Annotated in this window: 18 protein-coding genes; 5 read left to right on the forward strand and 13 right to left on the reverse strand. The window is 53.1% G+C overall.

Going from position 1 to position 21276, the window contains the following annotated elements; all coding sequences use genetic code 11:
- Window positions 1-380 precede the first annotated feature (380 nt).
- Window positions 381-2537, forward strand: coding sequence for a 5-histidylcysteine sulfoxide synthase (gene ovoA / locus ABJF76_RS00275; RefSeq protein ID WP_413819697.1), 2157 nt, complete (start codon window positions 381-383; stop codon window positions 2535-2537).
- A gap of 373 nt (window positions 2538-2910) precedes the next feature.
- On the opposite strand, the gene ABJF76_RS00280 is transcribed toward ovoA, so the two are convergent.
- The 11 genes from ABJF76_RS00280 to uxuA form a co-directional block, all read right to left on the reverse strand.
- Window positions 2911-3465, reverse strand: coding sequence for a YbhB/YbcL family Raf kinase inhibitor-like protein (locus ABJF76_RS00280; RefSeq protein ID WP_413819696.1), 555 nt, complete (start codon window positions 3463-3465; stop codon window positions 2911-2913).
- Window positions 3462-4424: a YHYH protein gene (locus tag ABJF76_RS00285; protein WP_413819695.1), complete on the reverse strand. Its 963-nt coding sequence runs from the start codon at window positions 4422-4424 to the stop codon at window positions 3462-3464. The genes ABJF76_RS00280 and ABJF76_RS00285 overlap by 4 nt, the downstream gene beginning before the upstream one ends.
- Window positions 4425-4448: 24 nt before the next feature.
- Complete coding sequence (locus ABJF76_RS00290; RefSeq protein WP_413819694.1) at window positions 4449-5090, reverse strand: PEBP family protein; 642 nt, start codon at window positions 5088-5090, stop codon at window positions 4449-4451.
- Between the two features lie 391 nt (window positions 5091-5481).
- Window positions 5482-6297, reverse strand: coding sequence for a hypothetical protein (locus ABJF76_RS00295; protein ID WP_413819693.1), 816 nt, complete (start codon window positions 6295-6297; stop codon window positions 5482-5484).
- 6 nt (window positions 6298-6303) lie between these two features.
- Complete coding sequence (locus ABJF76_RS00300; RefSeq protein WP_413819692.1) at window positions 6304-9009, reverse strand: hypothetical protein; 2706 nt, start codon at window positions 9007-9009, stop codon at window positions 6304-6306.
- A gap of 829 nt (window positions 9010-9838) precedes the next feature.
- Window positions 9839-10840, reverse strand: coding sequence for a hypothetical protein (locus ABJF76_RS00305; RefSeq protein ID WP_413819691.1), 1002 nt, complete (start codon window positions 10838-10840; stop codon window positions 9839-9841).
- Window positions 10837-11805 carry an ABC transporter permease gene (locus ABJF76_RS00310; protein WP_413819690.1) on the reverse strand — a complete coding sequence of 323 codons (969 nt, stop codon included), beginning with the start codon at window positions 11803-11805 and terminating at the stop codon, window positions 10837-10839. The genes ABJF76_RS00305 and ABJF76_RS00310 overlap by 4 nt, the downstream gene beginning before the upstream one ends.
- A complete protein-coding gene (locus tag ABJF76_RS00315) occupies window positions 11802-13319 on the reverse strand; it encodes a sugar ABC transporter ATP-binding protein (RefSeq protein ID WP_413819689.1) in 1518 nt (505 codons plus the stop codon). Before ABJF76_RS00315 ends, ABJF76_RS00310 begins: the two co-directional genes overlap by 4 nt.
- 55 nt (window positions 13320-13374) lie before the next feature.
- Entirely contained in the window at window positions 13375-14340 is a 966-nt protein-coding gene (locus ABJF76_RS00320) for a substrate-binding domain-containing protein (protein ID WP_413819688.1), read from the reverse strand.
- Between the two features lie 66 nt (window positions 14341-14406).
- Window positions 14407-15192, reverse strand: coding sequence for an SDR family NAD(P)-dependent oxidoreductase (locus ABJF76_RS00325; protein WP_413822476.1), 786 nt, complete (start codon window positions 15190-15192; stop codon window positions 14407-14409).
- On the reverse strand, window positions 15192-16373 hold the full coding sequence (gene uxuA / locus ABJF76_RS00330; protein WP_413819687.1) for a mannonate dehydratase: 1182 nt from the start codon (window positions 16371-16373) through the stop codon (window positions 15192-15194). Before uxuA ends, ABJF76_RS00325 begins: the two co-directional genes overlap by 1 nt.
- A gap of 155 nt (window positions 16374-16528) precedes the next feature.
- On the opposite strand from uxuA, the gene ABJF76_RS00335 reads away from it, so the two are divergent.
- The 3 genes from ABJF76_RS00335 (at window position 16529) to ABJF76_RS00345 (ending at window position 19024) form a co-directional block, all read left to right on the forward strand.
- On the forward strand, window positions 16529-17254 hold the full coding sequence (locus ABJF76_RS00335) for a FadR/GntR family transcriptional regulator (protein WP_413819686.1): 726 nt from the start codon (window positions 16529-16531) through the stop codon (window positions 17252-17254).
- Window positions 17251-18141, forward strand: coding sequence for an SMP-30/gluconolactonase/LRE family protein (locus ABJF76_RS00340; protein ID WP_413819685.1), 891 nt, complete (start codon window positions 17251-17253; stop codon window positions 18139-18141). Before ABJF76_RS00335 ends, ABJF76_RS00340 begins: the two co-directional genes overlap by 4 nt.
- A gap of 286 nt (window positions 18142-18427) precedes the next feature.
- A complete protein-coding gene (locus tag ABJF76_RS00345; RefSeq protein ID WP_413819684.1) occupies window positions 18428-19024 on the forward strand; it encodes a tyrosine-type recombinase/integrase in 597 nt (198 codons plus the stop codon).
- Window positions 19025-19052: 28 nt separating this feature from the next.
- Here the strand turns inward: ABJF76_RS00345 and ABJF76_RS00350 are convergent, their stop codons facing one another.
- Together ABJF76_RS00350 and ABJF76_RS00355 are read right to left on the reverse strand one after the other, a co-directional pair.
- On the reverse strand, window positions 19053-19379 hold the full coding sequence (locus tag ABJF76_RS00350) for a type II toxin-antitoxin system RelE/ParE family toxin (protein WP_413819683.1): 327 nt from the start codon (window positions 19377-19379) through the stop codon (window positions 19053-19055).
- Window positions 19376-19630 (reverse strand): type II toxin-antitoxin system ParD family antitoxin, encoded by a 255-nt coding sequence (locus ABJF76_RS00355; protein WP_413819682.1) that lies wholly within the window; start codon window positions 19628-19630, stop codon window positions 19376-19378. Before ABJF76_RS00355 ends, ABJF76_RS00350 begins: the two co-directional genes overlap by 4 nt.
- 1362 nt (window positions 19631-20992) lie before the next feature.
- Between ABJF76_RS00355 and ABJF76_RS00360 the strand changes: the two genes are divergently transcribed.
- Window positions 20993-21276: hypothetical protein (locus tag ABJF76_RS00360; RefSeq protein ID WP_413822475.1), on the forward strand; the 284-nt coding region annotated here is incomplete at its 3' end.

Below are 21276 nucleotides of genomic sequence, written 5' to 3' on the forward strand. Positions count from 1 at the left end.
TCCTTTGCTTCCAAAATTACCAAGAAAAGCCTCTACAAATCTAGGGGCACCTCAAACACAAACCAGTCGCTCACTACATCACATGGCATTAACTGATCCCGGCATGTTCCACATTGGAAGGCCCATGCCAGGCAACATCTCTCCAAATTTGCCCTCTCCGTAAACTCACTAAAACAACCAGTATCGCCGGTTACCCTCGTCCAGTCCAAGTACGTTCCGTGCTGACGAATATGCATCGCGCAGGGCATCATTTCGGATCGAACGGAGACCGGTTGCAGGTAATTCCACAGTACAAATCACTGTTATCTTACATTGAAGAACTCGTATTCCTGCCCACTTAGCTATCTAAGCGCAGGGCCATCAAAGTCGAAAGCAGGAATATGAACGTCAGTACCCTCCAAACCGGTTTCTCAAATTCAGCATCAGTTGTCACAAAAACACCAACCTTGAACGAAGGAACCGTCGAGTCGAAACGGGAGGAAATCCTTGCATATTTTCACCAGACCTTTTCCCTCTATGAAAGCATGTTTGAGTGTCTGGTAGATGATGACGCGTATTATGCCCGAGCCAACATGCTGCGCCATCCTTTGATTTTCTACTATGGTCACACCGCAGTTTTCTACATCAACAAGCTGAACGTGGCGAAGCTGATCAACGAACGGATCGATCCACATCTGGAATCTACATTGGCCATCGGTGTGGACGAAATGTCATGGGATGACCTGAACGAGGCGCACTACGATTGGCCGACGCCAGCCAAAGTTAAGGCGTATCGCGACAAGACCCGCGAAATCGTGGACAACTTTATTAAGACGTATGATTTCACCCTTCCCATCACATTCGACGATCCGATGTGGGTCATCATGATGGGGATCGAACACGAGCGCATCCACCTTGAAACATCCGCAGTTCTGGTCCGCGAACTGCCGCTTGATAAAGTAAAACCGCACGATGTCTGGAGCAACATTTGCACCGACGTCGGAACCGCCCCCACAAACGAACTGATTGAGGTGAATGGCGGGGCGATTGAGTATGGCAAGGACAAGTCCAACCCTCTCTATGGTTGGGACAACGAATTTGGCCATGCCGAGGCAAAGATCAAACCGTTCAAAGCGTCTAAGTTTATCGTCTCGAACGCTGAATTTTTGGAATTTGTCCAAGCCGAAGGTTACCTCACCCGCAGCAACTGGGATGATGAAGGCTGGCATTGGGTTCAATACGCCAAAGCCGAACATCCCGTGTACTGGGTGAAAGACGGAGCTGACTATAAATACCGCTCGATGCTGGAAGTCATCGACATGCCATGGAACTGGCCCGCCGATCTGAACTATTTAGAGGCCAAAGCGTTTTGTAACTGGAAGTCAGCGAAAACTGGCAAGAACATCCGCATGCCAACCGAGGCCGAATGGTATCACTTGCGCAACCTCACCACGGACACCGACCAACCCTATTGGGTCAAGGCACCGGGTAACATCAATCTAGAATACGAAATGTCGCCTTGCCCTGTTGATCGCCACGAATTCAAAGGTGGTTTCTTTGATATCATTGGCAACGTCTGGCAATGGACAGAGACCCCGATCGATGGGTTAGAAGGGTACAACGTCCATCCGATCTATGACGATTTTTCGTCCCCCACATTCGACGGCAAACATAACGTCTTTAAGGGCGGGTGCTGGATATCCACTGGCAACTATTCCATCAAAGACTCCCGCTATGCATTCCGTCGTCATTTTTTCCAATACTCAGGCCTGCGATACATCGAAGGCGAAGAAGTCGAGAACCCAGTTATGAATATCTATGAGACCGACGAACAAATCTCGCAGTACATCGAGTTCCACTACGGAGAAGAGCACTACGGTGTGAAGAACTTCCCCGTGGCCTGTATCGAGGCTTTGATGCCCCACACAAAGGGCATGACGACAGAACGTGCCTTGGACTTAGGCTGTGCCACCGGACGGTCTTCCTTTGAATTGGCGAAGGCGTTTGATCACGTCGATGCGGTAGATTTCTCGGCTCGCTTTGTTGAGGCCCCGTCGACCCTGCAAACAACCGGCTCGCAACGTTATGTCATCAAAACCCAAGGTGATCTGGTTGACTTCAAAGAGGTCAAGCTGGCCGATTTTGACGGCTATGAGGACATCAAAGACAACATCTCGTTTATGCAAGGTGACGCCTGCAACCTCACAGACAAATACACCGATTATGATCTGGTGTTCGCCGGAAACCTGATTGATCGACTGTATAAACCGACAGATTTCTTAGACTCGATTAAGGGGCGCATTCGCAAGGGCGGGTTGTTGGTTATCACCTCACCATACACTTGGATGGAAGATTTTACGCCAAAGGAAAATTGGCTTGGTGGTTACAAGGCTCAAACAGGTGAAAGCTATACAACACTGGAAGGCTTGGCAGACAACCTGGCACCGGAATTCGAATTGGTTGGTGATCCGCAGGACATCCCCTTTGTGATCCGCGAAACGGCACGGAAATTCCAACACAGCGTTGCAGAGATGAGTATCTGGCGCAAATTAAAGTAAGGGAATGCAGGCCAACTAAAGCGGGACCACCTGAGTTTTCTAAAGCCGGGAGGCCCGGACTGACCGAAAAGCTGCCGTTCGCTTAGAATGCAGCATCAGTCGGTCTGGGTTCTCAGCCGACTTTTGATCCCAAGTATTTTGCGGGAAAATGATGTCTGGGACACCGTTAAATTGTTCCTACGTTATAAGTGGAATGCATCCCTTAGAATGTTATCGGCGGCATGACATTCCCGGATCAGTTAATGCTATGTGATGTAGAGAGCGACTGGTTTGTGATGAAGGTCCGGTTCGAGCTCATACTACAGTTTTTCTGTACTGCGGCGAATAGCATTTTTCGCTATGGATTTTACGCATACCTTAGGCGAATGGCGTTCTAATTTTCAAAGCTGATGTGAGCGCTTGCAATCACTTTGTCAGCCAAAGCCGCAGTCAAGACTTTCCAATCGACGGAAGTATCATCGTATTGCGGCAGACGACTGAGGGGTGCATCCAACGCAAAAACCGTGATTGTATATTCGTGTGCGGAACCTGATGGTGAACATGGGGGCGTATATCCCGTGTGCCGCTCGTCTTTGTCCGCGCCTTCATCCCCAATGGACGTCGGGTTGGCGCGCTCAAGTTCGCGGGTATCAGCGGGGATGTTCCACAGCAGCCAATATTGGCTCGGAGCATCACGCCCGGCCACAGCACCTCTTGGATAATGGTGCATTATAACGGCAAAGCTCTCAGTTCCGTCGGGAACGCCGGACCACGTCAGCGGCGGTGATACACCATAGCCTCCATCGCGTGTGCATGTCAGCGCAGCCGGCAACGTGCCCCCATTCACAATTTCAGGACTCGATAAGGTGAACACATCCTGCGCAGCGCTAGCGGTTGCCAGTGACGCGCAGGCCGATGCAGTGGCGCATATGGCCCAAAACCGGTTCACCGGCAAAACTCGCCTGACATCAGTTCAGCGTTATTGGTGACTGTTTGGGTCGTGAAGGTATAGCATCCATCCGTGCTCGCCGGAACGTAACGGATAAAGTAAACCTCTCCCTCGTAGGTGTAATCCATGCTACGCGTACCATCGTCGTTTTGCGTGAACACAAGATCGTCTACACCTCCGCGCGGAGGGCGACCCGGTGCAGCTCCACCGCCTGTTACGGCAGATAGAGGGCGCACACGTGGCAGCGCATCAAAGTGAGGCACTTCGCCCATCAAGCATTGCACAATGTAGGGCGCGTCAGGTGACGTATGATATCGGTAACCAAAGGTGTCGTCGGCTTGACCGTTACACACGTCTAACGTTCCGTCGGCAATCGCGGACCCGTCGGGGTTTGCATCGCCATAAATCGGGAACCCGTCAAAGGCCCAACCAATGATCGCAGCATCGCCCGCATTGGCCATCTGTTCAATCATACAAACCGGTGTGGTGTGGTAGTGGTAATCGTCGCCGCGTCCGGCATGGCCACCACAAACATCAAGTTGTTGGGTGATGATGGTGTCGTGCTGCGCTTGATGGCGGGCAAGTTCGTCTTGAGTCATTTCGCCACCGCCGGTGTAGTCGTAAATCGGCACGCCGTTAACCGCGACGCCCAAGGCCGCATCACGCGTCAGGGGGCTGCCGCTTAAGGTCGGAGCAAGAATGATCGGCGCGCCATACTCAGCGGGGACGGGTACCTGCTCATTAGAGCCGACGATGCCAGTCATCATGTCGTGATCGGGATAGGTGTCTGACGTCAGGATTGCATGGTCGTCGTCACAAGTCACAACAACCTCGCCATCAAATCCCGCATCCGCGACCGAGGCCGCAACCGCCGCGCAATGATCCTCGTGAGCGAGTGCAAGTGTTGGAAAACAAATCGCCGTTAAGGCGGTGATGGTGATAGGTTTTGGAAAAGCCATATTCAGGTACTCTTTTATAAAGAACTATTCGACAGTCAGGCGACACAGAATCGTATTGCTTTGCTCAAGATCAGGGCCCCAAATCAGTTCGGCGCTATCCACCCAAATGACTTCATCATAGCCGTCCTTAGGCCCCACCTCGCTCGCGGTGTAAATATCTGCTTGGAGCCAATCAGAGGCGTCAAAACTTGCCAAATCCCATCCATCAGGTTCCTCAGATGCATCAAATGCACAGGCCGCTTCGCCCGCTACAGGTTTGGATAAACTTTCGCAAGATTTATCCAGCGGTGCGGAATGCGTTACAAGGCACTGCCAGTCATCGTTGCTCACTGCCACTAATTCGCCGGATTCATCCATGATCTGTAAGATCACACCACCATCCCCCATCTGCTGATTACGCGCCCCGATATATTCCAATCCCGTGTCATTCTCTTTGAAATCCTTAGCGACCAAACCGATCACAAACGGGCGCTCGGCCTCAAAGGCGAAGCTTTCTGCGTTAAAAGACCGCTCAGTGGTGATCGGCACGCTATCTTCGGCGACTTGCACTCCGTCTATGCGCATCTCGAACCAGTTGTCGGCCCAAACATCAGCGGAAAGTGTCTCGGCCGAGAGAGGAAGTGCTAATGTCGTCAACAGGGGCAACGCGGTGAGAATAGTCTTCATAACGAGGTCCTTTGTCAGAGTACTTCGTATTACACGTGGTCGACGATCAATTCCGTCGCAGAAATTTTGCACTTTTTAATTCTAGGAAATCAGATAGGCAAAGCAGTCATTGGCGCAGTCGCCGCGAAAGGTAGGAAAGTCCGCATAGCCATCGGATGCAATAGTTTCGCCCAAATGCTCTTGGATCAGCTCGGTTACTCAACGATATCAGCGGTACGTCCATTGACGATCAACACTTGCATTTGGTTTGCAGGGCAATCTGGTGATCTACCAGCGACCAAACCAAAGTCTTGGATATCAGCTACAGGCCGTGTTGCATCTTCAATGGTGTATGAAGTGCAACGGTCACTTCAAAACGCAGTAAAAAGAACCAAGCACAGGCGCCATGCGATCATGCTGACGACTTAGCAAGTGCCATGCGCGCAATGATTGCAACGCTCACCCGAGCGGCAAGTGCAGACACGGATGACGCTTCCAAAGTAACCGGGGCTGCTAAGCTCGCAGGTGGGAAAAGTGCCCAGCTTTCATTTTTAGAGTTTGTCCGAATGTTGTACACTTCAACGTCTTGGGCCGTATTGCCTGAGCAATAAAACACGCTCAACATCCCTGATGCGATTGGCTCTGCCAACGCACGTGCCGCAGAGGCGGCATCGTCGGTCGACATCCCGACCTTAATCAAGGCGCGCGCCGCAGTTCGCGCTTTGCCGGTTCGGGTATAGTCTTGTAGCAAATCTAGGAAACGAATTGGCGTATCGATCCTCGCATCACTTTGCGCCTTTTCGATACTTGCGCCCAGAAATGCCGCACAAGCGGCCGTTGCGGCGGTCAAATCCGCATAGCGGGTCACATCAAAAAAACCGTCTTGGCGAAGCATCAAACCGATGATGCGATCCTTCGCCATGTGGACAGTCATACGACGGACTGCCTCGCCATCCTTGCGCTCAGCGCACAGCACAACCGTCGGATCTACTAGCGTAAGAATGCCCGCTGTGAACGCTTCTTCAAAGGCGAAGCTTCCGTCTTCTTCTAACAGAAGATGACCGCTTTGCTTCAACCGCTCGGCCCCTTGCTGGTACCATTCCGATAAGGCGTCGGGCGCGTCACTTTTGGCGCGAAAGGGGCCGCTGCCCCAGCCAATAAGAGCCTCTGATTTCGACCACGAGAACGCATAGGCCAGTTCTGAGGGGTGAAGATCTTGTCCGCTCATGTCTGTTTACCACCCAAAACTACTGGCCCAGCTGCTCAGCTTGTCTGCGACTGCCTCGGTCAGCGGATTGTCTATTATGTCATCAACCAATCCGCCAGCGGCGTCTGCGACCCCGCCGAGGGCATCGCCGACGGCATCGCCAATATCAACGACCGCCTCGAAAGCATCCCCACCCGCATCCAAAGCGATATCGGCCAACTTTCCAGACGTTTTGACCACCGTTTGAGCCAGCCCCATGGTAACGTCGGCGGTTTCTTTGACTAAATCGGCGCCAGTATCAAGAACGCTCGCCCCCATATCTGCCACAGCTTCCCCAACTTCCATAGCCGTTCCAAGAGTTGCTTTGGTGACAGTCGAAGTCACATCGCCCACCGCACCCGCCAAAGCATCTGCTGTGTCCAATACACCACTCGCGGCATCAAGTCGCTTTGAAGTGCGGGCCACGGTGTCCGAGAGCTCAGCCCCGGCATTGGCGGCAATGTTACCAATATCATCACCCGCCTCGCTGACGGCACCGACAACACCAGCAGCACCAGCAGCCACCGCCCCAACTGCGTCTTTTGCACTGCCCGCCAAAACTTCGCCCGTATCAATCACACCGCCAAGTGCCGCAAAGCCAATATCCTTGGCGGTTCCTTCAAGCTCTGTCCCGTACTCGTCCAGTTCCGCGTCGATCTTAACTTTTGCCGCGCTCACATGCGCGCCCGCCTCAGCAACCCGAGTTGTCGCATCGACACCCAACTCTGCAGCGCCCGCCGCCCCGTAAACCGCGGTATCAGTTAACAATTCAGCCGAGGCGGTTGCGCCGGGCGGCAGCCAACTCGTCCACTCGCCGGCCTTCTTTTTCAACGCTTCGTAGTCAGTCAGACAGTCGTCAATTGCATCGGCTGTCTTGTCACGTGCGTCTTCAAGTTGCTTTTCCATCAGCAGTACTTGTTCATCAGCCCGCTGCGCCACAGCCTGTGCAAATTCGTCAGCAGCTTGCGCATCTTCCTCTTGGATCTGCTTGACCCAGAACTCGATGCCGCTGACCTGACCGCATAGCGGGTTTCCAGTGTCCAGAAACTCGTCATCGCTTTCGAGGTAATTATAACCCGGCCCATCGTCGTGGTATGAGGTCAAATAGCCTGCAGCGTCATGGAAAATTCCGTGCAAGCCGATTGGGTGTCGGTCCGTAAGGTGCATCGCATCGGTTTCAATATAGAACTCATCAGGTGCGTCTTCAGGCGCGTTAGGATCACGCTCCTTCTTTCCAGCCTCAATGAAATTGTTGCCCGGCCCGACCATGCCGCCCGTGGGGCTCAACAAAGCAGCAAACACTTCGTGAATGCCAAAGACTTCGCCAAGGACGGCGCCAAACAGAAGCTGTTCTTGGGATGCGCGGAAATCAGGAAAGGTATCGTCTTCCAGAGGAGGTACTCTGCCTTTGTCTTTTTTCTTACCAAAGGCCTTTTGTTGTTCGAGCAGCACCCGGTAGCGATCATAATCGCTATCAAGCCGATCCTTGTTCGCCCCGACGATGTCCGCCAACTGAGCAATCACCGTATCGCGTTCATTCGCGTTAAGACCCGCTTCGATCTTGGGCATGAGCTCACGTAAAGTGGCGCTGCCCGCGTATTCAAATTCCTTTTTGGACAGTTCAACCATGTCATCCGGGTCAAAGACCTCATGCGGCTCGCGCACAGTTAGGTCTTCTTTCATAAGCTTTTCAGCCTGTTCCGGTATATCTGCGTCCAACTCGAGGAGTTCCGCTGTACGCGACGGTTCGTTAGCAGGATCGACATCAGGGGCCGGAAAGGCCGCGAGCACCGCGAACTCTTTATCGGCAAAGGTTTTTGCTGCGTCGGAAATATCGGCTGCTTTCGTCCAATCACCTGCGTCCAGCGCTTGCCAGAACATTGTTGCCATCTGCCCTGCCTTTTGCGCGACCTTGTCAGCCCCCTCGCCCTTTAACTTGTCCAGGTCTTGCGCAATCGATCCAAACGCAGTTTCCAATGCGCCGCGCTTTTCTGCGTCGTTATCTTGTGCGGTGTCGTTGGTTGTCTGATTTGCGGCATCTTCAATTTTATCAAGCACTGGCGCGATTTTGGCGATTACAATTTCGGCTGCATCAATCTGCCCGGACTCGAGCGCGGCAATTGCCGATTTAAGACCAGAGACCAGTTTTCCTGCGGCGGGATGCCCCGCTTCTTTCAACGCAGTAATCTCGGGAGATAGGTTTTTGATTTGTTGCTTGAGCGCCTCGACACGTGCTTCGTCGTGGTTATCGCCGTCTTGGGCCATCGCTGGCGCGTCGTCTCCGGAACCCGTTCTCTCGGGCGCCGGAGTGCCGGTATCATCGTCACTATCCTCGCCGACCACGGCGCCGTCCGGCAGAATAAAGACGACCTTGAAGGCAAGACCCAAAGTCTTGAGGTGTTTTTTAGTATTTAAAAGCAGTGCTTTGGGTGGCTCCTCACCACCTTCAGGACGAAACTGGATCAGCTTGCCTTTGACCGAAGCGACCCCCATGCACCCTTTGGTGGTGCCGCCATTGGCCTTGACCTGACGCCACATAACGCTGGTGCCTTTTTTGGGGTCTGCAGCCAGAACGACGCCACCTTCTTTGCCGATCGCGAGCGCAAAGTTGTGTTCTTTCTTGCGCATACTGGTGATTAAGCCAGTTAGTTCGGCGGCTTCTGCCTTTAGATCCTGAGAAGTCTTTTTTGTCATCGCCTTGGCCTCATCAAATACACTTTTGACGTGCTGTCTTTTCGTCGGGCCTGCGGGTGATACAGGTCTTTGAATGAATAGTTATCGACATCAAATGCTCAAACACAGCACGCTTGGTTTCAAAATATTGGGCAAGTAAACGCAGACTATGATGGGTAGTAAAGGGAATTCGTGCCTTTGCTAGACACAGGGCGAAACGAATTTTGCTCGACACGCAGGTCTCCCTTCCTTAGCCAATTAGCTTGAAAGACCTTCCTACGTCGGCTTTGTCCCACGCAACTGACCTTCAGTTGCAAGAATGTCCTCAGAACCGTTGGCAACCCCAGCGAACGGCAAAAAATGGGATTTACCGGCTGCTTCATCCAACAGATTAGGCTTTGCCTATGATTGCAATTAGGAGAAGTAGCATGACGAAGGACAATTTTGATGAACGGTGCCTGGTCGCATCTCGAAACGGTGCAGCAGATATCTGCGGATGCTCTTTGTTCAAGCAACCAAAGTCATGCTCATGCGACCCAATCGATGGTTGGACTTCAGTTTTGGCGATTGGCTAACAAAGGCGCCGGAGCGGATGCACCGCAACAAATTAACCGTCGCGTTGACAAACAAATTGGCACGCATGAGGTGGAGTATTCTGAAAACATAAAACTGCGTTTAGCGCATCAAGAGACGAGGTTACCGCGGGCCTGTGAAAAAACCCGAAACAACCCTCGCTGTAGTTGCGCAATTGTCCGGCTCAGTGGCGGGAGGCATCGTGCGTTCCGCCTTGCGCCGCCTGTCTTGGGCAAATCTCTCCTTGATAGGTTCAGCATCATCTCCGAACCGATCTTCAAGCGAACGGCACCGCGCACGGCTCAACTCCTATGGCGTAATGCGTACGCCAAGGCGTGTCAGGATGAATAGAAACGGCTGTTTTTGTACCGGCCTTTGCAAGAGGTGTCTCGGGGCCGATCATTGCTTGACCGAGATCAAAGGGCGCGCAAACAGGCTCAAGGCCCAAGGCAAGATGTTGACCCTGCCAGGGGGTGGATTGACGGCCCATATTGCTGATCCAAAGCATGAGCGAGGGCAAGGCTTCTGCATCCCAGGTGAGCGTCGCACGATAATTTTCGGCGTTGTTCTGCAAGCTCACTTGCCCTTCAGTGTCCGCCAATAAAAGAAGCGTCTCAGACGCCGCTCGATACGGCAGGTTAAGCGGATCAAATGCACCGTTGGCCAAGTCTTCGAATGTTGCGACCGGTTCGCGGTATTCAAAGGCCGAAACACCGCCGCTATCGGATGGGTAGCTCCAGATTTTGCCGTGGCGGCCCAGTATCAGGCGTGCGGCGCCCACAGCTTCGGGCAGTCTAAAGACGGGATGCAGTCCAACAGGTACTTGTGTCGCGCATCTGACCCTTATCTCAAGCGTGATGTCCAAAGCCGCCTCCCCCGGCCGACCGCGCACCTGCCGACTGAGCGACGCAATTGGGCTATTGTTGGGATAATCAATCCGTGCGGTGACCATGTTTGGGCTGTCTTGAGCCAAAATCCAAGGATGATTTGCACCGTAGCCATGAGGCCAGCGTACGGGCTTTGGCTGCAAACCTCTCCATGCACCGTCTAGTGGCGCATTGGGCGGTGCGCCAAACGGCACGCAGGGCCACTCGCCCTGCAAGTGCGCGAGCAGAGGGGGCGTATCGGGTGGTAGATCCTTGCCCAACCAAGGCGCTTTGTGTAGCGGGCTGACCAGACGTCGATCTGGTAGTTCAAAGATGACGTCCGTCAGCAAAGCCCCCATCGCCATCACCTTTGCAGAGCCGCAATCCCACCGCAGGGTGCAGTTGTCGTTCACGATTTACGGTCAACGAAGAAGTTGATGAACACCGCCCCCAGGATCAATCCTCCGCTGATCACTTGTTGGGTGTAGGGACTGAACCCCCAAAGGGTCATGGCATTCAACAACACCCCCAGAAACAGCACGCCGATGAACGCGCCCCAGATCGACCCTTTGCCACCAAACAGGCTGATGCCGCCGATAATCACGGCAGAAATCACCTCAAGCTCCATCCCGCGTGCAATCGTGGGATTGCCTGCGCCAACAAGTGAGGAATAGATGATCCCGCCCATGGCAGCGAAAACGCTGGTCATCATGAGGCAGATCGTTTTGGTCCGCCAGACGTTGATGCCCGATAGGCGCGCGGCTTCTATATTGCCGCCCACCGCATAGATCGACCGACCGAGAGTTGTGTAGTTAGAAATCGTAAAGGTGATCGCAAAAGCAGCAGCCAGCAAATAAACGGGCACAGGTACACCAAGAAGCCGCCCCGACCCGATAACATAGTACCAAGACGGGAAGCTCGCAATCGGCACCCCTCCGGTGATCAGGTTTGCCAGGCCTGCCAGTGTCGCCATCATCGCCAGTGATGTTATAAACGTGGGCACTCCGACCCGTTGTCGAAGCTGCCCGTTCACGAACCCAATTGAGGCTGCAAAGCACACCGCAGCGAAGACGCCCAAAACCACTGTCCAAACCGCAGGTTCAAACGCACCACCCGAGGCAAAATCCACGACCCAAGCTGTAATACAGGCCGATACCGCCACCATAGAGCCCACACTCAGGTCAATCTCACCCGAGATGATCACAAGCGCCATGCCAAAGGCGATCATACCCGGCACCGCAATATTGCGCAGCACATTCAATTGATTGTTGATGGTGAAGAACCCGTTCGCCGTGTTCGCCACGAGAATATAAAAGGCAATCAGAATCAAAACCATGGAACGCTCACGCAGCATGGTCATTAGTTTCTCGTGTGTCATATGGCTTCTTTCTTGGGCAGTGGGCTGTCGGTCATACAGGCGGTATAAAGGTCTTTAGCGTCCAGCCCCTCGTTGAGGAATTCGGCCATGATCCGTCCATCGCGCAGGACCAAAATGCGGTCGCAGCATTCGGTGAGATCCTCGAGTTCCGTAGAAGCCACGATAGAACTCAGGCCAGACCGCGCCTTTTCCCAGATGATCTGGTAGATTTGCCGTTTGGCTTGCACATCAACGCCACGTGCAGGTTCGTCAAAGAGTAGGATTTTTGGATCATTGTTCATCCAATTTCCGACGACGATCTTTTGCTGATTGCCACCAGACAAGGACGACACTGGCAACATCGGATCGCCCGTCTTAATCTGAAGGTCAGATATTTGGGCCGCGGCAAAGGGGCGTTCGTGGGTCAGTGATGTCCACCCCTTGGGCGCGATCTTATCCTGTCCTGCAAGACACAAATTGGCATGGCTCGACAAAAGCTGCACAAGGCCTGAATGTTTGCGATCCTCTGAAGTATAGCCGACCCCGAGTGCCTTCATTTTAGGAATCGACGGCTTGTGCACCGTTTGGCCTGCGATCGCTATGGTGCCAGCATCCGGTGAGCGTGCGCCGTAAATACAATGAAAAAGCTCGGTCCGTCCGGCACCCAGCATGCCTGCGATTCCCAGCACCTCTCCCGGATAAAGATCAAACGAGACATCATCGAAATAGGGCGCGCAAGCCAACCCTTTCACTGACAGCGCCGGCGTATCTTTGGCGATGGGATGAGTGGGGCGTTCCAAGGGCTCCATTTCCCCGAACATCATGTCGAGTATGACCTGTGGCGTGGCTTGTACAATCGGTACGCTGTCCACGAAAACCCCGTCTCGGATCGCGGTGACGGTATCAGCAATCTGCGGCAATTCCGACAGGCGGTGGGTGATATAAATGATGGTGACACCCAGCGCCTTTAGGCGATGCACCATCTCAAACAGTTGATTGACCTCGGCCTGCGCCAGGGCTGACGTCGGTTCGTCCAACTGCAAGATCTTCGGGTCAAAGCTCATCGCTTTGACGATTTCGACCATCTGTTGTTGTCCGATCGAAAGTGTCTCAACGAGGGATTTGGGATCAATCCCGGCGGCTCCAATCTTATCCAGCAGCGCTTGCGCGTTGCGATAGACCGCAGGCCAGTCGACCAGACCGATACGGGTCTTGGGCAGGCGTCCCAAGAAAATATTCTCTCCAACGCTTAGCCCCTGTGCAAGGCTAAGTTCCTGATAAACGGTTGCCAATCCGCGTGCAAAAGCTTGATTGGGATCGGCACTGGTTGCGTCAACGGGAGTACCATCAATGCGGATTTCGCCTACAGTCGGCGAAATCGCACCGGACATCATCTTGATAAAGGTGCTTTTGCCCGACCCGTTCTTGCCGATCAGCGCATGCACCTGTCCAGAAGCAAACACATGACTAAACTGATCGAGCGCTTTGACGTCGCCGTAGTGCTTTGTCAGATTAATCAGCTCTAGATCAGACACGTGAGGACCGCCCTTTAATGAGGTGGCACCGCCTAAGTGGCGATGCCGTCTTTTTTTATTGGATGCTTTCGACGAATTCCGTCACAGCGTCCGGGTTGTTGCGTGACAACAGCAAAGCCGGGACAGTCGTCTCGGACGGTACGGCCCCACCTTCAATTGCGGTCAAAGCAGCCTGTGCACCCATTGATCCCATTTGGATCGGCGCCTGTGCGGTGGTCGCTTGTAGGATATTGTCACCCGCCAAAAGTCCGCGTGCCAATTGCTCGGATCCATCGATGCCGAAAACAACGACTTCGCCGGCTTTGCCCGCATTGCGCACGGCTTGCATGGCACCAACTGTGCCGCCTTCATTGGCCGCGTAGATGACGTTGACTTCAGGGTTCGCAGTCAAGATGTCGGTCGCAACGGTCACCGCGTCCTCTGGCTGCCAGGCATCCTGTTCGGTCACGATGGTCACGTCATTACCTTCAGCGACGGCATCTTTAAAACCACCTGTGCGATCACCGCTTTGCTCTGGCAACAGTGATGAGAACGCCAAAATGGCGACATTGGCGGACCCATCGAGGTTGGCCGCAACAAATTCTGCGGCTGCTCCACCAGTGGATGCGCCCAGATCACGGTTCGCGGTCGAAAATGTTGCGTTTGGAATGCTGGCATCGCTTAGCCCGCCGTTCAAGGCGACAACCACGATCCCTGCGTCACGGGCACGTTTCAAAGCTGCCGCAGAATTGTCGGCGGATAGCGGTGCGATGACAATCGCATCGACGCCACGGGCAATGTAGGTATCAATCGCTTCAATTTCGCGGGCCTGATCGCCGTCGATATTTGTTTCCAGAACTTCAGCACCAGCAGCCTCGGCCGTTTCGCGTACACCTTGTTGCAGGAACTGCATAAACTGGTCACCTTGAAACACAACGCTGGCGATCACCGGTGCGTCTTGCGCAAAGACGGGTACCGCGAATGTCGTCGACACCGCCAACGCGGTGGCTTTCAAAAAGTTGCGACGTTTAAGATTTCTCATATTGGTCTCCTCCCAATTTGGGCGATATGCCCTTTTGTTAATTCCTTCGCTGCGCACGTTGGCGCATCAAACTCCCAGCTGTGCCGTCAGCCCTCCGTCAATTTTCATGTCAGCCCCGGTCACAAAACCGGCGGCAGCTGAACACAGGTATGCGATCATCGCGCTTGTCTCATCGGTCGTGCCGACGCGACCCAAGGGATTGGATTTACCGAATTCGACAATCATGTCTTCCATCGATTTGCCGTCTTTGGCCAATTCACGTGCCGAGAATTCCAACAACGGCGTGCGAACCGATCCGGGGCTGACGGAATTCACACGGATCTTGTCAGCCGCGCAATCGACAGCCATGGCACGGGTCAACGCATGGATCGCGCCCTTTGTGGTTGCATACGCCAGAACGGCATTCTGATTGGCGTGTCCCTGAACCGATGACACATGTACGATTGCAGCCCCATTGGCCGCGCGTAAAAGTTGATAAAGTAAGTGCGAAGTCAGATAGCAGGACCGCAAATTGACAGCGATTGTATGATCCCATTCTACTGGCGTGGTCGTGGCAACCGTTCCATAGGTCTGGATTGCCGCAGCATTGACCAAGCCGTGCAAGCTGTCGGTTTGGCCTGCGATCTCCTCCGCCCAAGCCGTGACCGAACTGGTGTTCGACACGTCCACTTTGGATACGGTGACAGACAGGCTTTCCGCCTTAGCCATTGCTGACGCTTCGGCGTTCCTTGCAGAGTCGATACCAGCGAGAAACACCCGTGCACCGGAGCGCGCAAGGTATAGTGCAGCTTCCAACCCGATGCCGCTGGTCCCCGTCACTGCAAAGAATTTGCCGGAAAAATCTATCTGCATCACGGATTCTCCAATGCGGTAATGGCGCGCGCGATCCCGCGCAACTCCGCCAACCCCTTGAGCCGCCCAATGGCCGAATAACCGGGATTTGTATCCTTGGTGATGTCATCAATCAGCAGATGCCCGTGATCAGGGCGCATCGGGATCGTCGCGTCATCGCGGCCATCAGCACGACGCCGCGCCTCTTCCCTCATCAAGATCTGTGTCAATGCGACCATATCCACGCCCCCTTCCAAATGGTCATCCTCGAAAAAGGCCCCTCCGTCTTGCAGGGTTACATTGCGCAGATGGGCAAAATGGATGCGATCCGCAAAGTTTTGGGCAATCTTTAGAACGTCATTATCCGCACGCGAGCCCAGTGATCCCGCGCATAGCGTAATCCCATTGGCCACAGCCGGAACCGCATCAAACAAAGCTGCATAATCAGCTTGCGTAGACACGACCCGCGGCAGGCCGAAGATCGAATAAGGTGGATCGTCAGGATGCAGGCAAATGCGCGCGCCGCAAGCCTCGGCTGCGGGCGTCACCGCTTTCAGAAAGGTGATCAGGTTTGCACGCAAGGCGGCGGGGTCAATCTGGTCATATTCGGCAATGGCTGCGCGAATGTCCTCGCGTCCGTGGTTCAACTCAGAGCCAGGTAGCCCTGCAATGATCGTCGTTTCCAGCCGGATGCAATCGTCACTGTCCATCCCAGCGAAACACGCAGCGGCCGCAGCAATCGTTTGCGGATCGTAATCTGCCTTGGCACCTGCGCGCGCAAGAATGAAAAGATCATAGGCCGCAAATTCCACAGGATCAAACCGCAGTGCCAAACCACCATTCGGGGCTGGATAACGTAGATCCGTGCGCGTCCAGTCCACGACCGGCATGAAATTATAACAAATTACGTCCAAGCCCTCAGCAGCCAAATTTTGCATCGTCTCGATCCATCTGGCGATGTATTTGGGGGCTTCTTGCGTGCCCAGCTTGATGGTTGGATGAACGGGAATGCTCTCAACAACAGACCATTCCAAACCTGCCGCAGCGATCATATCGCGGCGCAAGACGATCTCTTCGCGCGTCCAGACTTCACCGGGCGGCATATGGTGCAACGCGGTCACGATGCCCGCAGCACCCGCTTGACGGACATGCGCCAAACTTACGGAATCGTCCGGTCCAAACCATCGCCACGTTTCAATCATGCGCTTCTCCCCCTCTTGCGGTAACCTGTGCCAAATGCAGCATCGAAATCAACTATTTTGTTGGGCCAGATCTGTGTTATTAATCATTTGCACCGACTTTTTGGAGAAAAATATCATATTTTCCTGCATCTGGTCCAACAAGATTGAGTTTGATTATGAGCGAAACAATAGCGCATAAAGACAAGGACGGCGGCGCCGTCGACGTGCTCGTGCAGCAAATCAGACAGTATATCTACGAGAATCAGCTCGCTGTTGGGGATAGCCTTCCGTCGGAACGGGACCTTGGCACGCGGTTCGCAGCCGCCCGCAATACCGTGCGCGAGGCGATCCGAATTTTGAAAGCCTATGGTGTTATCGATGTCCGCCCCAAAGTTGGTGCCGTTCTGGTCGATCGGCACATGGATGCGATTTTTGACGTCTTTTCATTCCAGATCGGCCTATCCCGCGAGACGTTCCTCGACATCCAGAATTTCCGCCGGTTGATCGAAGTCAATTCGGTCGATCGGCTGTTTGAGAATCTTGACGATGACATCTTTGCGCAATTGGCAGTAATCAATGAAAAGTTGCGCCAGTCCGACACCGTGGAAGAGGCTGCAGAAACCGATTTTAATTTCCATTGCACGTTGCTGGAAACCACGGGCAATCGCACTCTGGTCACGGTCTATAAATCGATGCGCCCAATGATTGGGCGCTTGATGGAAACGGGCAAAGAGACGGATGGCCTAGACAGCACCTACGAGGCCCATACCGGCATCCTGCAAGCGCTGCAAAAGCGCGACCGGCTAGCCTATATGTATCTGATGGATCAGCATCTCGATCACGGGCTTAACTATATCGAAAACTCTCTCGGTCATCCCCGCGCGAAAGAAAACCAAACATGAGACCAAAGTGTATCGCACAAACCAATGATGTCTGCGGCGAGGCCGCCACGTGGGACGCAACACGAGGTTTGCTGTATTGGTGCGATATCAATCGCTTTTTGCTAAATATGCTTGATCCAGAGACGGGTGCACTTAAAACGATACCTTTTGACGAACCTGTGACGGCCATATCGCTGACGGATCGGGACGGTTGGTTGTTGATTGCATTGGGATCGTGTCTGATTTTGTTCAACCCCGACACCGAAGCCCGCGAGGATTTGGCCAATGGAATGCTTCTTGATTGGCCAGAGCTGCGTTTCAATGACGGGCGCAGCGATCCGTCGGGTGCATTCTGGATCGGCTCCATGGGCAATAACGTCGGACCTCAGGGGGAGGCGTTGCCTGCGCAAGACGGCAAAGGGACCCTTTATCGGTATCGTGCGGGAACAAAATTAGAGGCGATTGAAACCGGCATCGGGATTCCAAACACAGTGTGCTGGGCACCTGATGGAGAAACGTTCTATTTTGGCGACACACTGAAGAACGAAATTAGCGCCTATCCGCGCTCCCCTGCCACAGGGGACATTGGAGCTGGAAAGCCCTTTTTCGCTGGATTTGAACGTGGTTTGCCTGATGGATCAGCCATGGATTCAGAGGGATACCTTTGGAATTGCCGCTATGGAGGCCGTTGTATAGTGCGCATAGCACCGACCGGTGAAGTTGACCGCATTATCGATTTGCCTGTCGAAAATGTGACAACCTGTACGTTTGGTGGGCCGAACCTAAAGACATTGTTCATTACCACAGCAGGTGCAGAAAAAGCAGGCATAGAACCGTTAGCAGGCGGCTTGTTCGCACTCGATGTTGACACGTCAGGCCTTAAGGAAAATGTGTTTTCTATCGAATGATCCAAGACCCTTTACCATTGGCAATCACACCATTTCTGACCAAAGCAGCCATCGGGATAGCTCGCAGCATTGGTCAGAAAGGGCTCATTCGGTAAATTCTCCGCGCTGTGCCTGAACGGCCGGTTTCGTGAACCGTGACCAGAACGGGCGAATTCCAAGATCATAACAAAATACAAAGTTTCCGCGCCTGTGCCTTACCAACTTCGTTTCCTTGGCAATCAGAAAACGATCGCTCTCCCCATCAGGTGGCAACATAACAAAATCAGATCTCCAGCAAGAAAGCGTTATGTTTCAATCGCTTGTCGGAGAACCGGTGAAACAAGCCAAAGTGCTATCTTCTGTGGAACTAAAACGCGTGGTGGCGATTTGCGTCACAATGCAGAACGGCAAACGTAACAGATTGATGCTGATGCTCTCACATTATGCTGGGATGCGTGTGGGCGAGATTGCTTCGCTCAAATGGACCGATGTGCTGGATAAGGACCTCAAGCCCAAAGCGATGTTTTACCTCAAGGCTGAGAACACCAAGGCCAAGGAAGCGCGCCAGGTGCATTTGAATGCCAAGCTGCAGAAGGAACTGGCAACCTACTGGGCGCAGCTGAACCGATGGAAGAAGCCAGAGCGCCCAGTGATCCAATCCCAAAAAGGTGCGCACTTCAGCCCCAACAGTGTGGTCCAGGCCTTTAAGCGTGTGTTGGTTGCAGCTGGAATTGAGGACGCGTCCTCACACATTGGGCGTCGTTGGTTCATCACACAGATGGCACATGCTGGCGTTTCGCCCAAAGTGATCATGGAACTGGCGGGTCACAAACAACTGACGACAACCCAACGCTATATCGATGTGACGGATGAACAGAAACGCAGCGCGGTGGACCTGTTGTGAAAACTTGATTTAATCAAGTTTATGCTTGTCACGATGACCGGCTTTCTAGGTAGGCGATCTTTGCGGGTAGATCACTCTTGGAATGCAAGAAATCCACAATGATGATCTCATCCTCATTTTCCAGGAACACAACGAAGTGCTGTCCTGCACGAGTGAAACGCAGGTTCGCTTTAATGCTATCAACCAAAATCGCGCAGCTTTGGTGCGATGCTGATCCTTTGGCGATTTGTTCACAGCGCGCAATAAGGTCTTCTTCGTAGGCATCAGCTTGGCGCGGGCCAAAAGTTTCGAATGTCCAAACCGCAATTTCTGTCAGATGCTCTTCAGCCTGCTTTGTAAGGCGAAGTGACTTCAATTAGTCTTCGCCTTTGCAAAAGCGCGGCGGATAGCGTCAGCGCCGCTGCCCTCAGCCAGATCACCATTAAAAGCCTGGGTCACTCCATTCGCCAAACGAGCGGACAACTCTGTTACCTCTGCCTCTTCACGTTCAAGTAAACGCAATCCAGCACGCATGACCTCACTTGCATTCTGGTATCGACCTGAAGCAACCAACCCAGCGACAACGGTCTCTTGATGATCCGTGAGTACGACGTTTTTAGTGGCCATCTTCCGCCCCTTTTGCTGTTGGCAATATATGCCATAAGGTTGCGTTTGTCTACGTCAGCATCCACAAAACACCATGATCAAACTGGACCAAACTACCGACGACAATCCCCTGCTGAACCAATCCAAACTGTTCTATGTGCTGGAGCAAACGATGCGATATGTAGAGGATGACCTGAGCCCCAAGTTCCCTCCAGCTGGAATGATCCGGTCTGTCCTATGGCTGTCATACGCCACATGTTCGGAATAATTTGGGCGAAACCCACGCAGCACAAACGCGTATTCAACGATATCAGCGGTGCGTCCATTGACGATCAACACTTGTACTTGGTTTGCAGGGCAGTCTGGCGATCTACCAGCAACTAAACCAACGTCTTGGATGTCCTGTTCAAGCTGTCTTGCCCCATACATGTACAATGCGGCAATCCCACAAAATGCGACCAGCAACCAACGTGTGTTGCGCAGTCCTGCTCCTAAAAGGTGACCTCCTAAGAACAGAAACAACGCAACGACGAGACCAACAGCAATGACCATTACTTTGCGGGCGTGGTTTTGTGTCTTGTCGCGGGTGTCCTTCCAAGATCACACGACACGCTAAGAAACGCCACAATATCGCCTGCGAAAAACTCTGCCGTTATCTCGCCTTGGCAAAGATTACGCTCCACGCATACTGATGACCAGATTGCCCCACGTGCGCTGAGCCAACTTCTTGGACGGAACTTCGACGAGTTGCGGGCACTTCGTGAACTTCATCTTCTACCGTACTTCCCCGCGCCTGCGCGCCATGGTTATCGGTCCAAGAAATCTGTTAGAAAAACAGTGCTCACGCGCTTCCTAAAAACCTATCAAACTGTTGCGACCGCTACGCGTCATTTGGACATCGAAGAAAAGGAGCTACGGTCAAAGGTCGATGAAGTAGGTATCTTGCCAGAGAAAGAAGGTGCCGGTTTGCCGATATATTATCGACCCGATTTACTCGATCAAAACTTAACCAATAAACTAGCCAAAACATGCCGCCTCGAGCCGCTTTTTCTTTGCCTGCTTGCCTCTCAGTGTCCTGTCTTACCCGGACGAAACTTCGTTTCTAAATGGATGTTTCCAAAAGTATGTTTATTTATCAAAATGTTGAAATTTCCTCAGACTCCGACTTTCACCGGACGCCACACGAAGGCTGACTATTGGAAGCAGTTGATTTGATTAAATTTTTTGGTGATGCGGACGTTCGTTGCACCGTGTTTGAGCTGGTAAGAGGCGGACGAAGTCGTCCTTCATGGCTTCATGGTTAATGACTGCTACCAGAAAATAAACGGCCTTATGTATCAAACGCACCAAGATTTACCCAACAATATCAGCTAGATTCCTCGTATGGAACACACGATATTCGGACTGATCAAAAAACGCGGTGAGATAGCAGGCCAGCACAAGGTCGCGCTAAAAGCAGCGGATGCACTTAAGGCTGACCTAGACGCGATAGACCGCACACTGGTGCTGTGTGGCTACGAGGACGGCCCCAAGGGCATAGCGCCTCGTGGGAAGTACAAGCAGCTATTCGGGCGCAATGAGTTAAAGCTAACAGTCATCAACGCACTGCGGTCTGCGCCTGCGGATGATGAGACGATAGCGGCGCAAATTATCGCGGCTAAGGGCTG

This window comes from Tateyamaria sp. (genome assembly GCF_039940735.1).
Lineage (GTDB): Bacteria > Pseudomonadota > Alphaproteobacteria > Rhodobacterales > Rhodobacteraceae > Tateyamaria.

Coding starts and splice junctions, on each gene's coding strand:
- ABJF76_RS00320 (WP_413819688.1), bottom strand. CDS start 14,340: ATGAGAAATCTTAAACGTCGCAACTTTTTGAAAGCCACCGCGTTGGCG.
- ABJF76_RS00290 (WP_413819694.1), bottom strand. CDS start 5,090: ATGAAGACTATTCTCACCGCGTTGCCCCTGTTGACGACATTAGCACTT.
- ABJF76_RS00340 (WP_413819685.1), top strand. CDS start 17,251: ATGAGACCAAAGTGTATCGCACAAACCAATGATGTCTGCGGCGAGGCC.
- ABJF76_RS00355 (WP_413819682.1), bottom strand. CDS start 19,630: ATGGCCACTAAAAACGTCGTACTCACGGATCATCAAGAGACCGTTGTC.
- ABJF76_RS00300 (WP_413819692.1), bottom strand. CDS start 9,009: ATGACAAAAAAGACTTCTCAGGATCTAAAGGCAGAAGCCGCCGAACTA.
- ovoA (WP_413819697.1), top strand. CDS start 381: ATGAACGTCAGTACCCTCCAAACCGGTTTCTCAAATTCAGCATCAGTT.
- ABJF76_RS00295 (WP_413819693.1), bottom strand. CDS start 6,297: ATGAGCGGACAAGATCTTCACCCCTCAGAACTGGCCTATGCGTTCTCG.
- uxuA (WP_413819687.1), bottom strand. CDS start 16,373: ATGATTGAAACGTGGCGATGGTTTGGACCGGACGATTCCGTAAGTTTG.
- ABJF76_RS00345 (WP_413819684.1), top strand. CDS start 18,428: ATGTTTCAATCGCTTGTCGGAGAACCGGTGAAACAAGCCAAAGTGCTA.
- ABJF76_RS00310 (WP_413819690.1), bottom strand. CDS start 11,805: ATGACACACGAGAAACTAATGACCATGCTGCGTGAGCGTTCCATGGTT.
- ABJF76_RS00285 (WP_413819695.1), bottom strand. CDS start 4,424: ATGGCTTTTCCAAAACCTATCACCATCACCGCCTTAACGGCGATTTGT.
- ABJF76_RS00335 (WP_413819686.1), top strand. CDS start 16,529: ATGAGCGAAACAATAGCGCATAAAGACAAGGACGGCGGCGCCGTCGAC.
- ABJF76_RS00325 (WP_413822476.1), bottom strand. CDS start 15,192: ATGCAGATAGATTTTTCCGGCAAATTCTTTGCAGTGACGGGGACCAGC.